Origin of the sequence: Pseudomonas sp. Irchel 3A18 (assembly GCF_900187465.1) — a bacterium.
Classification (GTDB): domain Bacteria; phylum Pseudomonadota; class Gammaproteobacteria; order Pseudomonadales; family Pseudomonadaceae; genus Aquipseudomonas; species Aquipseudomonas cichorii.
The window spans coordinates 64,648-78,501 of sequence record NZ_FYDI01000006.1 but is presented as its reverse complement, the minus strand read 5'-3'; the positions used below and the strand labels follow the sequence as shown (position 1 = coordinate 78,501).

14 protein-coding genes are annotated in these 13,854 nt (G+C 58.4%); 12 read left to right on the top strand and 2 right to left on the bottom strand.

The features are described 5' to 3' along the window. Nucleotides 1–3: 3 nt before the first annotated feature. The 7 genes from CKW23_RS13655 to hisC all read left to right on the top strand — a co-directional run bounded on the left by CKW23_RS13655 (nt 4) and on the right by hisC (nt 5,908). Nucleotides 4–657, top strand: a complete 654-nt coding sequence (locus CKW23_RS13655) for a phospholipid-binding protein MlaC (protein ID WP_025261770.1) — start codon at nt 4–6, stop codon at nt 655–657. After that, nucleotides 654–959, top strand: a complete 306-nt coding sequence (locus tag CKW23_RS13650) for a lipid asymmetry maintenance protein MlaB (RefSeq protein ID WP_025261769.1) — start codon at nt 654–656, stop codon at nt 957–959. Before CKW23_RS13655 ends, CKW23_RS13650 begins: the two co-directional genes overlap by 4 nt. 114 nt (nt 960–1,073) lie before the next feature. Next, nucleotides 1,074–1,313: a BolA family protein gene (locus CKW23_RS13645; protein WP_025261768.1), complete on the top strand. Its 240-nt coding sequence runs from the start codon at nt 1,074–1,076 to the stop codon at nt 1,311–1,313. 22 nt (nt 1,314–1,335) lie between these two features. Beyond that, the gene (gene murA / locus CKW23_RS13640; RefSeq protein WP_025261767.1) at nt 1,336–2,601 is read left to right on the top strand and encodes a UDP-N-acetylglucosamine 1-carboxyvinyltransferase; all 1,266 of its coding nucleotides are present in this window, start codon (nt 1,336–1,338) and stop codon (nt 2,599–2,601) included. Nucleotides 2,602–2,750: 149 nt separating this feature from the next. Continuing rightward, nucleotides 2,751–3,386: an ATP phosphoribosyltransferase gene (hisG, locus tag CKW23_RS13635; protein ID WP_025261766.1), complete on the top strand. Its 636-nt coding sequence runs from the start codon at nt 2,751–2,753 to the stop codon at nt 3,384–3,386. A 123-nt stretch (nt 3,387–3,509) separates the two neighbouring features. After that, nucleotides 3,510–4,856 (top strand): histidinol dehydrogenase, encoded by a 1,347-nt coding sequence (gene hisD / locus CKW23_RS13630; RefSeq protein WP_025261765.1) that lies wholly within the window; start codon nt 3,510–3,512, stop codon nt 4,854–4,856. Beyond that, a complete protein-coding gene (gene hisC, locus CKW23_RS13625) occupies nt 4,856–5,908 on the top strand; it encodes a histidinol-phosphate transaminase (RefSeq protein ID WP_025261764.1) in 1,053 nt (350 codons plus the stop codon). Before hisD ends, hisC begins: the two co-directional genes overlap by 1 nt. Nucleotides 5,909–5,969: 61 nt before the next feature. On the opposite strand, the gene algW is transcribed toward hisC, so the two are convergent. Further along, a complete protein-coding gene (gene algW / locus CKW23_RS13620) occupies nt 5,970–7,133 on the bottom strand; it encodes a Do family serine endopeptidase AlgW (RefSeq protein ID WP_025261763.1) in 1,164 nt (387 codons plus the stop codon). Between the two features lie 110 nt (nt 7,134–7,243). Between algW and CKW23_RS13615 the strand changes: the two genes are divergently transcribed. From CKW23_RS13615 to cysN, 3 genes are all read left to right on the top strand, one after another. Then, nucleotides 7,244–8,002, top strand: coding sequence for a Nif3-like dinuclear metal center hexameric protein (locus CKW23_RS13615; protein WP_025261762.1), 759 nt, complete (start codon nt 7,244–7,246; stop codon nt 8,000–8,002). Nucleotides 8,003–8,161: 159 nt separating this feature from the next. Then, entirely contained in the window at nt 8,162–9,079 is a 918-nt protein-coding gene (gene cysD, locus CKW23_RS13610) for a sulfate adenylyltransferase subunit CysD (RefSeq protein WP_025261761.1), read from the top strand. A gap of 171 nt (nt 9,080–9,250) precedes the next feature. Further along, nucleotides 9,251–11,149, top strand: coding sequence for a sulfate adenylyltransferase subunit CysN (gene cysN, locus CKW23_RS13605; RefSeq protein WP_025261760.1), 1,899 nt, complete (start codon nt 9,251–9,253; stop codon nt 11,147–11,149). Between the two features lie 87 nt (nt 11,150–11,236). On the opposite strand, the gene CKW23_RS13600 is transcribed toward cysN, so the two are convergent. Further along, entirely contained in the window at nt 11,237–11,674 is a 438-nt protein-coding gene (locus tag CKW23_RS13600; protein WP_025261759.1) for a YhcB family protein, read from the bottom strand. 144 nt (nt 11,675–11,818) lie between these two features. On the opposite strand from CKW23_RS13600, the gene CKW23_RS13595 reads away from it, so the two are divergent. Together CKW23_RS13595 and CKW23_RS13590 are read left to right on the top strand one after the other, a co-directional pair. Continuing rightward, on the top strand, nt 11,819–12,448 hold the full coding sequence (locus CKW23_RS13595; protein ID WP_025261758.1) for an alpha/beta hydrolase: 630 nt from the start codon (nt 11,819–11,821) through the stop codon (nt 12,446–12,448). Nucleotides 12,449–12,475: 27 nt separating this feature from the next. Continuing rightward, complete coding sequence (locus CKW23_RS13590; protein WP_025261757.1) at nt 12,476–13,822, top strand: tryptophan--tRNA ligase; 1,347 nt, start codon at nt 12,476–12,478, stop codon at nt 13,820–13,822. The last annotated feature ends 32 nt before the right edge of the window (nt 13,823–13,854 follow it).

Below are 13,854 nucleotides of genomic sequence, written 5' to 3'. Positions count from 1 at the left end.
TAAATGATCTCTATCCTGCGCCGTGGTCTGCTGGTGTTGCTGGCCGTGCTGCCGATGATGGCAAATGCGGCGGCAACTCCGTCCGCTCATGACCTGGTAGATCGCACCACCAAGGAGTTGCTGAGCGATCTGGCCAGCAACAAAGAGCAGTACAAATCCAATCCGAGCGCGTTCTACGATGCCTTGAACCGTATCGTTGGCCCGGTAGTGGATGCTGACGGCATTTCCAGAAGCATCATGACCGTCAAGTACTCGCGCAAGGCTACACCTGAGCAGATGCAGCGTTTCCAGGAAAACTTCAAGCGCAGCCTGATGCAGTTCTATGGCAATGCGCTGCTGGAATACAACAACCAGGGCATCATCGTTTCTCCTGCCAAGGATGAGGGTGCTGATCGCACCAGCGTCGATATGCAGGTCAAAGGCAACAACGGCGCGGTTTATCCGGTTTCCTACACCCTTGAGAAAATCAACGGTGAGTGGAAAGTACGTAACGTGATCATCAATGGCATCAACATCGGCAAGCTGTTCCGTGACCAGTTCGCCGATGCCATGCAGCGTAATGGCAACGACCTGGACAAGACCATCGATGGCTGGGCGGGTGAAGTCGCCAAGGCCAAGGAAGTGACGACCGAAGCTGCGCAGAAGTCTGCGCAATGAGTGAGTCTGCCGTACGCTTTGGTTCGCCGGGGCAATTGCAGCTGACGGGCGTGCTGGATTACCGTAGCGGGCCGCAACTGCGCAAGCAGGGCGCGGCCCTCATCAAGTCCAGCGATGCACCGAACCTGATTCTGGACTGCTCCGGCGTGGTGAAGTCCAGCAGCGTAGGGCTGGCCCTGTTGCTGGCGTTCATGCGTGACGCCAGTGATGCGGGGAAGTCGGTCAGCGTGCAGTCATTGCCCGAGGATATGCGGGAAATTGCCCGTGTATCCGGCTTGAGCGAGCTTTTGGATATTCATTAATAGCGGTTATCGGGAAAGCCCTTTGTCTGGCACCCCTTCGTTGGGGTTCGCATAGCATGGGCTTTTTTGTATGATGGCCGACCCGCGCGCGTAGGGCGCCGATCGAGGTTAAGCATGCAGGCTGTAGAAGTTAAGAGCTTCCTTGAAGGAAAGCTGCCCGAAATCCAGGTGGAAGTTGAAGGCCAAGGCTGCAATTTCCAGCTGAATATCATCAGTGACGAGATGGCCAGCCTGAGCCCCGTCAAGCGTCAGCAAAACATCTATGCCCATTTGAACCCTTGGATTGCCGATGGCAGCATCCACGCGGTCACTATGAAATTTTTCAGCCGCGCTGCCTGGGCCGAGCGCACCTGAGCCAATTGGTGTCGAGATTCTAATGGATAAATTGATTATTACCGGCGGCGTTCGTCTTGATGGCGAAATTCGCATTTCCGGGGCAAAGAACTCTGCCCTGCCGATTCTCTCGGCTACGCTGCTGGCCGATGGCCCGGTAGTCGTTCAGAACCTGCCGCACCTGCACGACATCACCACCATGATCGAGCTGTTCGGTCGTATGGGCATCGAGCCTGTAATCGACGAGAAACTCAGCGTCGAGATCGACCCGCGCACCATCAAGACCCTGGTCGCGCCGTACGAACTGGTTAAAACCATGCGTGCGTCGATTCTGGTTCTGGGCCCGATGGTTGCCCGTTTCGGTGAGGCCGAAGTCGCATTGCCTGGCGGTTGCGCCATCGGTTCGCGTCCGGTCGACCTGCACATCCGTGGCCTTGAAGCCATGGGCGCAATCATCGATGTCGAAGGCGGCTACATCAAGGCCAAGGCCCCTGAAGGCGGCCTGCGTGGTGCCAACTTCTTCTTCGATACCGTGAGCGTGACCGGTACCGAGAACATCATGATGGCTGCCAGCCTGGCAAACGGCCGCAGCGTTCTGCAGAATGCCGCCCGTGAGCCTGAAGTCGTCGATCTGGCGAACTTCCTGATTGCCATGGGTGCGAAAATCCAGGGCGCCGGTACCGACACCATCACCATCGATGGCGTGAAGCGCCTGGGGTCCGCGACTTATAAAGTCATGCCGGACCGTATCGAAACCGGTACTTACCTGGTTGCCGCTGCTGCTACCGGTGGCCGCGTCAAGGTCAAGGACACCGATCCGACCATCCTCGAAGCGGTATTGCTCAAGCTCCAGGAAGCCGGTGCAGAAATCACCAGCGGCGAAGACTGGATCGAGCTGAACATGCACGGCAAGCGTCCCAAGGCGGTCAACGTGCGTACCGCGCCTTACCCGGCGTTCCCGACCGACATGCAGGCGCAGTTCATCTCGCTCAACGCAATCGCGGAAGGCACTGGCGCAGTGATCGAAACCATCTTTGAAAACCGCTTCATGCATGTCTATGAAATGCATCGCATGGGCGCACACATTCAGGTGGAAGGTAATACGGCAATCGTGACCGGTACCGAAGTGCTCAAGGGCGCGCCAGTGATGGCGACCGACCTGCGTGCATCGGCCAGTCTGGTGATTTCGGCGCTGGTTGCCCAGGGCGATACCCTGATCGATCGCATCTACCACATCGACCGTGGTTATGAGTGCATCGAAGAGAAGCTGCAAATGCTGGGTGCCAAGATCCGTCGCGTTCCGGGCTAGCAGCATGGGGTTCCACTGCCTTTCGGGCAGTGGAATCTGCAGTGTGATTTTCTGATTCGTTTCACCTTGAGCCCGTCATGTCGGGCTCAAGTGTTGTTTCGGGCCGTCTGCCCGGAGCAAAAGTTTCCTGATAAGGACTTACGTTTTCCATGTTGACCATCGCACTGTCCAAGGGCCGTATCCTCGACGATACACTGCCGCTTCTTGCCGAAGCGGGCATTGTGCCGACCGAGAATCCGGACAAGAGCCGCAAGCTGATCATCCCCACGACTCAAGACGACGTACGCCTGTTGATCGTGCGCGCTACCGATGTGCCGACCTATGTCGAGCATGGCGCTGCCGACCTGGGTGTTGCGGGCAAGGATGTGTTGATGGAGTACAGCGGCCAGGGGCTGTATGAGCCGCTGGATCTGCAGATTGCCCAGTGCAAGCTCATGACCGCTGGAGCCATTGGTGCTGCCGAGCCCAAAGGCCGCCTGCGTGTGGCGACCAAGTTCGTGAATGTTGCCAAGCGTTATTACGCCGAGCAGGGTCGTCAGGTCGATATCATCAAGCTGTATGGCTCGATGGAGCTGGCACCGCTGATTGGTCTGGCCGACAAGATCATCGACGTGGTCGACACCGGCAACACCTTGCGTGCCAACGGTCTTGAGCCTCAGGAACTGATCGCTACCATCAGTTCGCGTCTGGTGGTGAACAAGGCTTCCATGAAAATGCAGCATGCGCGCATCCAGGCGCTCATCGACACTCTGCGCAAGGCAGTAGAGTCGCGACACCGCGGCTGATCGATTGCGCGGCCTTCGAGTCGCGTCCAGCTATCCGTGTCATAGCCAAATTTCTCAGGTGCCTGCGCGGATAGCTTGGTAGCTTATGGCACCTGAGCATCCGCCACTTATTGAGATATCGCTATGACCACTCCCACTGCAATACGCCGACTCGATGCTGCCGACCCGGATTTCGCACGACATCTGGATCATCTGCTGAGCTGGGAAAGTGTGTCTGACGATTCGGTCAACCAGCGTGTGCTCGACATCATCAAGGCGGTGCGTGAGCGTGGTGACGCGGCCCTGGTCGAGTTCACCCAGCGTTTCGATGGCCTGCAAGTGGCGTCGATGGCTGACCTGATCCTGCCTCGCGAGCGCCTGGAACTGGCGCTGACACGCATTTCACCTGCACAGCGTCAGGCGCTGGAAACGGCTGCTGCCCGCGTGCGCAGCTACCACGAAAAACAGAAGCAGGACTCCTGGAGCTACACCGAAGCCGACGGCACGGTGCTTGGCCAGAAAGTCACGCCGCTGGACCGTGCCGGTCTGTACGTGCCGGGTGGCAAGGCTTCTTATCCTTCGTCGGTCCTGATGAATGCCATTCCGGCGAAAGTGGCCGGTGTGACTGAAGTGGTCATGGTCGTGCCGACGCCGCGTGGCGAGATCAACGAACTGGTGCTGGCTGCTGCCTGCATCGCGGGTGTCGATCGCGTTTTCACCATTGGTGGCGCACAGGCCGTTGCCGCGCTGGCATACGGCACTGAAAGCGTGCCTCAGGTGGATAAAGTCGTCGGCCCTGGCAACATTTATGTCGCCACTGCCAAGCGTCATGTGTTCGGTCAGGTCGGCATCGACATGATCGCCGGGCCTTCGGAAATTCTTGTAGTGTGCGATGGCCAGACCGATCCGGACTGGATTGCCATGGACCTGTTCTCCCAGGCCGAGCACGACGAAGATGCCCAGGCGATTCTGGTCAGCCCCGATGCCGAGTTTCTCGACAAGGTGGCCGCTAGTATTACGAAGCTGCTGCCGACCATGGAGCGTGCGGCTATCGTCGAAACCTCGATCAATGGCCGTGGTGCCCTGATCAAAGTGGCCGACATGCAGCAAGCCATCGATGTCGCCAACCGCATCGCGCCGGAGCACCTTGAGCTGTCGGTCGCCGACCCTGAAGCCTGGTTGCCGCAGATTCGCCACGCCGGTGCGATTTTCATGGGGCGTCACACGTCCGAGGCATTGGGTGACTACTGCGCCGGTCCGAACCATGTGCTGCCGACTTCCGGCACTGCACGTTTCTCTTCGCCGCTGGGCGTCTATGACTTCCAGAAGCGCTCATCGATCATCTACTGCTCGCCGCAAGGTGCCTCTGAACTGGGCAAGACCGCTTCGGTTCTGGCTCGTGGCGAATCGTTGACCGGCCACGCTCGCAGTGCCGAGTACCGGATCACGGATACCCACTGGAGTGCGGGCAGCACAGAGGAAGGCAAGTAATGAGTAAATTCTGGAGTCCTTTCGTCAGCAGTCTGGTGCCTTATGTGCCGGGTGAGCAGCCGAAGCTGACCAAGCTGGTCAAGCTCAATACCAATGAAAACCCTTACGGCCCTTCGCCCAAGGCGCTTGAGGCGATGCGGGCTGCATTGACCGATGATCTGCGTCTGTATCCGGACCCCAACAGTGACCTGCTCAAGCAGGCCGTGGCCGGTTATTACGGTGTGCAGGCCAGTCAGGTGTTCCTGGGCAATGGCTCAGACGAAGTGCTGGCGCACATCTTTCATGCGCTGTTCCAGCACGACAAGCCTCTGTTGTTCCCGGATATCAGCTACAGCTTCTATCCGGTCTACTGTGGTCTGTACGGCATTGACTATGACGCTGTCGCGCTGGACGAACAGTTCCAGATTCGCGTGTCTGATTATGCCAAGCCGAATGCGGGGATCATCTTCCCGAACCCGAACGCACCCACCGGCTGCCTGCTGCCGCTGGAAGCGGTCGAGCAGATCGTCAAGGCCAGTCCGGATTCGGTGGTAGTGGTCGATGAGGCGTATGTCGATTTTGGTGGCGAGACGGCGATAGCGCTGGTTGACCGTTATCCTAACCTGCTGGTGACACAGACGTTGTCCAAGTCCCGCTCACTGGCCGGTTTGCGGGTCGGGTTCGCGGTAGGGCATCCGGATCTGATCGAAGCGCTGGAGCGGGTCAAGAACAGTTTCAACTCTTACCCGCTGGATCGCCTGGCGATTGTCGGTGCGACGGCAGCCTTTGAAGACCGTGAGCACTTCGATACCACTCGCAATGCGGTAATCGCCAGCCGTGAGGCATTGGTCGAGAAGCTGGAAGGTCTTGGTTTTGAAGTGTTGCCTTCTGCGGCCAACTTCATCTTTGCCCGTCACCCGAAACATGATGCTGCAGGCCTGGCAGCCAAGCTGCGCGAGCAGGGCGTTATCGTGCGTCACTTCAAGCAGGAGCGGATTGCCCAGTTCCTGCGGATCAGCATCGGTACGGCTGAGCAGAATCAGGCGTTGCTGGACGGGTTGAGCGGGATTTAGGTCTTTCGCGAATAAATTCGCTCCTACTGTGTGGGAGCGAATTCATTCGCGAAGACTGGTTTTACTGTTCCTTCACTGCCGGCGTTGGTGCCGGTGGCGGCCGCAGGCCAACTTCGGCGCTCAGGCGCAACTCCTTGCCATTGCGCATGACATCAATCGCAATCTTGTCCTTGGGCTTGGTGCGCGCCACCTGATTCATCGAACGCCGACCATCACCTGCTGGTTCGCCATTGATGCTCAGGATCACATCCCCCAGTTGCAGGCCGGCTTTCTGTGCCGGGCCATCGCGAAAGATTCCGGCAACTACAATCCCTGGGCGATCCTTCAGGCCGAAGGAGTCAGCCAGCTCCTGTGTCAGGGGTTGAACTTCGATGCCCAGCCAGCCACGAATGACCTGACCGTGTTCGATGATCGATTTCATGACATCCATCGCCAGTTTGGTCGGGATCGCAAAGCCGATGCCCTGGGAGCCCCCTGACTTGGAGAAGATCGCTGTATTGATGCCGGTCAGGTTGCCGGAGGCATCCACCAGCGCGCCACCCGAGTTGCCGGGGTTGATGGCCGCGTCGGTCTGGATGAAGTCTTCGTAGGTGTTGAGGCCCAGCTGGTTGCGGCCGGTCGCACTGATGATGCCCATGGTGACGGTCTGGCCGACACCGAACGGGTTGCCGATGGCTAGCGCCACATCGCCGATCCGGATGCCGTCGGAGCGTGCAATGGTGATGGATGGCAGGTTTTTCAGGTCGATCTTCAGCACCGCCAGATCGGTTTCAGGGTCGTTGCCGATGACCCGGGCGATGGTTTCGCGGCCGTCCTTGAGGGCGACCACGATCTGGTCGGCACCAGTGGTGACGTGGTTGTTGGTCAGCAGGTAGCCTTCGGGGCTCATGATCACGCCTGAACCGAGGCTCGATTCCATGCGCTTCTGCTTGGGAGCGTTATCGCCGAAGAACCTTCTGAACTGAGGGTCCTCGAACATGGTGGGGTTGTTGCCCTTGTTCACCATCTTGGTGGTGTAGAGATTGACCACTGCTGGCGCAGCGGCACTCACTGCATCGGCATACGACGACGGCCCCTGCATCACCACGGTGGTCTTGGGAGCCTGTTGCAGGTTTACATCACGGCTGGGCAGCCCGACCCATTGCGGGTAACGCTGGATAATCAACATGGCGATGAGCACGCCAGCCAGCAATGGCCAGCCGAAAAAGCGCAGTGCCTTTAACATTGAGCAAGTCCTGATAGTGACAGGCGCAAAGAATTTTCCACGAGTGCGCCATAATGGCGGGCATTATACGAGCACAAAGCAGCTCTGAACTGCATATTTAGGAGTCTTTTATGGCTGTTGCCCTGAGTACCCTGGTCGAAGAGGCCGACCGCTATCTCAACAGTGCCCGCATTCAGGATTATTGCCCCAACGGTCTGCAGGTCGAAGGCCGGCCGCAAATCATGCGCATCGTCAGCGGCGTGACGGCCAGCCAGGCTTTGCTGGACGCCGCTGTCGAAGCCCAGGCCGACCTGATCCTGGTTCACCATGGCTATTTCTGGAAGGGCGAAAACCCTTGTGTCGTGGGCATGAAGCAGCGCCGCCTGAAGACCTTGCTCAAGCACGACATCAGCCTGCTGGCCTATCACTTGCCGCTGGATGTGCATCCGGATGTAGGCAATAACGTGCAACTGGCTCGCCAACTGGATATCACGGTCGAAGGGCCGCTGGACCCGGAGAATCCCAAGGTGGTCGGTCTGGTCGGCTCTCTTTCCGAGCCGATGACGCCTCGTGATTTTGCCCGTCGCGTGCAGGACGCTCTGGGGCGTGAACCCCTGTTGATCGAAGGCAGCCAGATGATCCGGCGTGTCGGCTGGTGCAGCGGTGGTGGCCAAGGCTACATCGATCAGGCGGTGCTAGAAGGTGTGGATCTGTTTCTCAGTGGCGAAGCCTCGGAACAAACCTTTCACAGCGCCCGTGAGAACGACATCAGCTTTATCGCTGCCGGGCACCACGCCACCGAGCGCTATGGGGTTCAGGCCCTGGGTGACTATCTGGCGCGACGTTTTGCCCTTGAACATATATTCATCGATTGCCCTAACCCGATCTGAGAGATCCAAACATGGGGCTATATGTATAGATCGTTTCGATCTATCAAGCGCGCTGATCCTGCGGTATGCCTCATGATAAAGTGCGCGGCTCGAATACGGCCCGCTGGCCGCCCGGGGGGATTTTTCCCGGCCCACAACGATTGCACTCCGTGAGTAACCATGGTTGACAAACTGACGCATCTGAAACAGCTGGAGGCGGAAAGCATCCACATCATCCGCGAGGTCGCCGCCGAGTTCGACAACCCGGTCATGTTGTACTCGATCGGCAAAGACTCTGCCGTGATGCTGCATCTGGCGCGCAAGGCCTTCTTCCCAGGCAAGCTGCCGTTCCCGGTCATGCACGTCGATACCCGCTGGAAATTCCAGGAAATGTATCGCTTCCGCGACAAGATGGTCGAGGAAATGGGCCTGGACCTGATCACCCACGTCAACCCGGATGGTGTTGCGCAGGGTATCAACCCGTTCACCCACGGCAGTGCCAAGCACACCGATATCATGAAGACCGAGGGCCTGAAGCAGGCACTGGACAAGCATGGTTTCGACGCAGCTTTCGGCGGCGCGCGGCGTGACGAGGAAAAATCCCGTGCCAAGGAACGTGTCTACTCGTTCCGCGACAGCAAGCACCGCTGGGACCCGAAGAACCAGCGTCCCGAGCTGTGGAACGTCTATAACGGCAACGTCAACAAGGGTGAGTCGATCCGCGTCTTCCCGCTGTCGAACTGGACCGAACTGGACATCTGGCAGTACATCTACCTCGAAGGCATCCCGATTGTGCCGCTGTACTTTGCCGCCGAGCGCGACGTCATCGAGAAGAACGGCACCCTGATCATGATCGACGACGATCGCATCCTCGAGCACCTTACCGACGAGGAAAAGGCCCGGATCGTCAAAAAGAAAGTGCGCTTCCGCACCCTCGGCTGCTACCCGCTGACCGGCGCCGTCGAATCCGAAGCCACCAGCCTGACCGACATCATCCAGGAAATGCTCCTGACACGAACTTCCGAACGCCAGGGCCGGGTCATCGACCACGACGGCGCAGGTTCGATGGAAGAAAAGAAACGTCAGGGTTATTTCTAAGCTTCAAGTTACAAGCGGCAAGCTGCAAGTTGGAAGCACATTACGTCGCTTCAGAGGCTTTCAGGTTGCCGCCCTTTGTGTGGCGCATTTGTGCGCCTATAACAAAATTTCTGACTAGTTGTACGCCGACAAGCTTGCCGCTTGAAGCTTACAGCTTGGAGCTTGAACCCTATGAGCCATCAATCCGAATTGATCAGCGAGGACATCCTCGCCTATCTGGGCCAGCACGAACGCAAGGAAATGCTGCGCTTTCTTACCTGTGGCAACGTCGATGACGGCAAGAGCACGCTGATCGGGCGTCTGCTGCATGATTCCAAGATGATCTATGAAGATCACCTGGAAGCCATTACCCGCGACTCGAAGAAGTCTGGTACCACTGGCGATGACGTGGATCTGGCGCTGCTGGTGGATGGCCTGCAGGCCGAGCGTGAGCAGGGCATCACCATCGATGTCGCTTATCGCTATTTCTCGACCGCCAAGCGCAAGTTCATCATTGCCGATACGCCGGGCCACGAGCAGTACACCCGCAACATGGCGACCGGTGCATCGACCTGCGATCTGGCGATCATTCTGGTCGACGCTCGTTATGGCGTGCAGACCCAGACCCGTCGTCACAGCTACATCGCCTCGTTGCTGGGCATCAAGCACATTGTCGTGGCCATCAACAAGATGGACCTCAAGGGCTTCGATGAGGGCGTCTTCGAGTCGATCAAGGCCGATTACCTGAAGTTTGCCGAAGGTCTGGCCTTCAAGCCGACCACCATGGCGTTCGTGCCGATGTCGGCCCTCAAGGGCGATAACGTGGTGAACAAGAGCGAGCGTTCGCCCTGGTACACCGGCCAGTCACTGATGGAAATTCTCGAAACCGTCGAAATTTCCAACGACCGCAACTACTCGGACCTGCGTTTCCCGGTGCAGTACGTCAACCGCCCGAACCTGAACTTCCGAGGTTTCGCCGGTACCCTGGCCAGTGGCATCGTGCACAAGGGCGATGAGATCGTCGTGTTGCCATCGGGCAAGAGCAGTCGCGTCAAGTCCATCGTCACCTTCGAAGGTGAGCTTGAACAGGCCGGTCCGGGTCAGGCCATCACCCTGACCATGGAAGACGAAATCGATATCTCCCGTGGCGACCTGCTGGTGCATGCCGACAACGTTCCGCAAGTCAGCGATGCGTTCGATGCCATGCTGGTGTGGATGGCTGAAGAGCCGATGCTGCCGGGCAAGAAATATGACATCAAGCGCGCTACCAGCTATGTGCCGGGCTCTATTGCCAGCATCACGCACCGCGTTGATGTGAACACGCTGGTCGAAGATCCTGCCAGTGCCTTGCAACTGAACGAGATTGGTCGGGTCAAGATCAGCCTCGATGCGCCTATCGCGCTGGACGGTTACGAAAGCAACCGCACCACCGGTGCATTCATCGTTATTGATCGCTTGACCAACGGCACCGTTGCGGCAGGCATGATTATCGCCAAACCAGTCAGTGCTGGCGGCGCAAATCACCATGGCGAACTGGCTCACGTATCGACTCAGGAGCGTGCTCAGCGTTTCGGCCAGCAACCGGCTACCGTGCTGTTCAGCGGCCTGTCGGGCGCAGGAAAAAGCACGCTGGCCTATGCGGTCGAGCGCAAGCTGTTCGACATGGGGCGTGCGGTTTATGTCCTCGATGGCCAGAACCTGCGTCACGACCTGAACAAAGGCCTGCCACAGGACCGTGCCGGTCGTACCGAGAACTGGAGTCGTGCTGCTCACGTGGCTCGTCAGTTCAATGAAGCCGGTCTGCTGACCCTGGCAGCCTTCGTTGCGCCGGATGCCGAAGGCCGCGAGCGCGCCAAGGCGCTGGTTGGCAAGGAGCGTCTGCTGACGGTCTACGTCCAGGCTTCGCCAACCGTCTGTCGTGAACGTGATCCGCAAGGCCTGTATGCCGCCGAAGGCGACAACATTCCAGGTGAGTCCTTCCCGTACGACGTACCGCTGGATGCCGATCTGGTGATCGATACCCAGTCGTTGAGCGTGGAAGAGAGCGTCAAGCTGGTACTGGACTTGTTGCGCACCCGCGGCGCGATCTAAGTTCTTCGCGAATTTATTCGCGAAAAGGGCCCCAACAAAAAAGCCCGCCATTCGATCTGAATGGCGGGCTTTTTGTTTATCGGTCGCTTACGGCTTTTTCAGACCGTAATGCTCATCCAGCATGCCCGGCGTGTTGGGTGCCTTGGGCGCGTAGTCCTTTGGTGCTTCGCTGTCACGTGGCGGTGTAAGACGGTCGCGAGGCGTTTGATTGGCCTCGGGGTGCAAGGCCGCCAGCAGGCGTTGGCGGGTCAGTTCGTCAAGGGCCAGACGGTTGGCGCCCTCGGCGAGATGTTCCTGTACTTCCTGATAGCTTTGCGAAAGTTTCTGTACCAGGGTAGCCGTGCTGTTGAAGTGAGTGACCACCTCGTTCTGATAGGTATCGAAGCGCTCCTGAATGCTGTCCAGCTGGCGCTGGGTGTTATTCGGAACGGTATTGGGCAGCAGACGTGCGACCAGGAAACCAATGACGACACCGGCAACCAGGGCAAGAGTCGGCAACAACCAAACTAAGAGCGAGTGTTCCACGAGTCCTTCCTCTATAAACGGCTTTGCTTTACGTTAACGGCTCTAACCTGCGCTGTATACCCGCGACGCGTCGCTTATATGTCAGCCACAGACAATCAGCTAGACGAGTCGATCCATTTCGAGGTCACGGAGTTTATTTTGTCCATGCGTGAAACCCCCGTATTCATTGATGGCCCCGAAGGTCAGCTTGAGGCGCTTTATCAGGATCTGCCCGATGCTGTGGGCCTGGCGCTGATTTGTCATCCTAACCCGATCCAGGGCGGGACGATGCTCAATAAAGTGGTTTCGACGCTGCAGCGTACTGCACGCGATGCCGGTCTGGTTACGTTACGTTTCAATTATCGTGGCGTCGGTGCCAGTGCTGGTACCTCGGTTGCCGGGCCGGAAGAGGTGGAAGATGCGGTTGCCGTCGCGCAGTGGCTGCGTGAACAACAGCCGGACCTGCCCATCACGCTGCTGGGGTTTTCCTTTGGCGGTTACGTGGCGGCGACACTCGGCGGGCGTCTTGAAGCCCAGGGAGAGCAACTGAAGCATCTGTTTCTGGTGGCCGCTGCCGCATCGCGTCTGAAAGATCAGAGCGTGCTGCCGCAAAACTGCCCGCTGACGGTCATTCAGCCGGAAACCGACGAAGTCGTTGATCCTGAAATGGTCTATGCATGGTCTGCGCTTCTGCAACGCCCCCATGAGCTGCTGAAAGTGGCAGAATGCGGACACTTTTTTCACGGCAAGCTGACCGACCTGAAAGATCTGGTCCTGCCGCGTCTCTCGAATTGATTGCAGCCATAGAATAAGCGACCTGCCATGACTACTCGTATCCTGACCGGTATCACCACCACCGGCACTCCCCATCTGGGCAATTATGCGGGCGCGATTCGCCCGGCCATCGTCGCCAGTCGCCAGAAGGATGCCGATTCTTTTTACTTCCTGGCGGATTACCACGCCTTGATCAAGTGCGACGACCCGCAGCGCATTCAGCGCTCGCGTCTGGAAATCGCCGCGACCTGGCTGGCTGCCGGTCTGGATGTCGATCGTGTGACCTTCTACCGCCAGTCCGATATCCCCGAGATCCCGGAACTGACCTGGTTGCTGACCTGTGTGGCTGGCAAGGGCCTGCTCAACCGGGCTCATGCCTATAAGGCTTCCGTGGACAAGAACGTCGAGGCCGGTGAAGACCCGGATGCCGGCATCTCCATGGGCCTGTTCAGCTATCCGGTGCTGATGGCTGCCGACATTCTGATGTTCAACGCCCATAAAGTGCCGGTCGGTCGTGACCAGATTCAGCACGTTGAAATGGCCCGTGATATCGGCCAGCGCTTCAACCACCTGTTTGGCAAGGGCAAGGAGTTCTTCGTCATGCCTGAAGCCCTGATCGAGGAAAGCGTTGCGACGCTGCCAGGTCTGGATGGGCGCAAGATGTCGAAGAGCTACGACAACACCATTCCGTTGTTCAGCAGCGCCAAGGACATGAAGGACGCTATCTCGCGCATCGTCACCGACTCCCGTGCCCCGGGCGAAGCGAAGGATCCGGACAACTCCCATCTGTTCACGCTCTATCAGGCGTTCTCCAGTGCTGAGCAATCGGCCGAGTTCCGTTCCGAGTTGCTGCAGGGGCTGGGTTGGGGCGAGGCCAAGAGTCGTCTGTTCAAACTGCTGGATGGCGAGCTGAGCGAAGCCCGCGAGAAGTATCTGAGCCTGATCGAGCGGCCTGCCGACCTGGAAGACATCCTGCTCGCCGGTGCCCGGAAAGCCCGTCGTGCCGCGACGCCGTTCCTCGAAGAGCTGCGTGAAGCGGTGGGCCTGCGCTCTTTCCGCACGGTTGCGCAGAATGTCGAAACCGGCAAGAAAAAAGCCGCCAAGGGCGCACGGGTTGTGAGTTTCCGTGAGGAAGACGGCAGTTTCCGTTTCCGCCTGCTGGCTGCCGATGGTGAGCAGTTGCTGCTGTCGGACAAGTTCGCTGATGGCAAGACGGCAGGTGCTGCCAGTAAAAGTCTGCTTGGGCCAACCGAGCCAATCATCATTGCCGGCGATCTCCACTTTGAGGTGGCTTTTGGCAATGCCAAGGCTGAAAGCCCTCAGTTTGAAAGTGCCCAAGCGGTACAGGCCGGTATAGAGCGCTTGCTGGCTGAGCTCAAAGCCTTGCAGGATTGATTGCCATTCCCCCGGGCCGTCGCTACAGTGTC

Bases quoted from the DNA above. Each gene is read 5' to 3' on its own strand.
- cysD (WP_025261761.1), top strand. From the start codon at position 8,162: ATGGTTGACAAACTGACGCATCTGAAACAGCTGGAGGCGGAAAGCATC.
- CKW23_RS13590 (WP_025261757.1), top strand. From the start codon at position 12,476: ATGACTACTCGTATCCTGACCGGTATCACCACCACCGGCACTCCCCAT.
- murA (WP_025261767.1), top strand. From the start codon at position 1,336: ATGGATAAATTGATTATTACCGGCGGCGTTCGTCTTGATGGCGAAATT.
- hisC (WP_025261764.1), top strand. From the start codon at position 4,856: ATGAGTAAATTCTGGAGTCCTTTCGTCAGCAGTCTGGTGCCTTATGTG.
- hisG (WP_025261766.1), top strand. From the start codon at position 2,751: ATGTTGACCATCGCACTGTCCAAGGGCCGTATCCTCGACGATACACTG.
- CKW23_RS13655 (WP_025261770.1), top strand. From the start codon at position 4: ATGATCTCTATCCTGCGCCGTGGTCTGCTGGTGTTGCTGGCCGTGCTG.
- CKW23_RS13615 (WP_025261762.1), top strand. From the start codon at position 7,244: ATGGCTGTTGCCCTGAGTACCCTGGTCGAAGAGGCCGACCGCTATCTC.
- cysN (WP_025261760.1), top strand. From the start codon at position 9,251: ATGAGCCATCAATCCGAATTGATCAGCGAGGACATCCTCGCCTATCTG.
- CKW23_RS13650 (WP_025261769.1), top strand. From the start codon at position 654: ATGAGTGAGTCTGCCGTACGCTTTGGTTCGCCGGGGCAATTGCAGCTG.
- algW (WP_025261763.1), bottom strand. From the start codon at position 7,133: ATGTTAAAGGCACTGCGCTTTTTCGGCTGGCCATTGCTGGCTGGCGTG.
- hisD (WP_025261765.1), top strand. From the start codon at position 3,510: ATGACCACTCCCACTGCAATACGCCGACTCGATGCTGCCGACCCGGAT.
- CKW23_RS13595 (WP_025261758.1), top strand. From the start codon at position 11,819: ATGCGTGAAACCCCCGTATTCATTGATGGCCCCGAAGGTCAGCTTGAG.
- CKW23_RS13645 (WP_025261768.1), top strand. From the start codon at position 1,074: ATGCAGGCTGTAGAAGTTAAGAGCTTCCTTGAAGGAAAGCTGCCCGAA.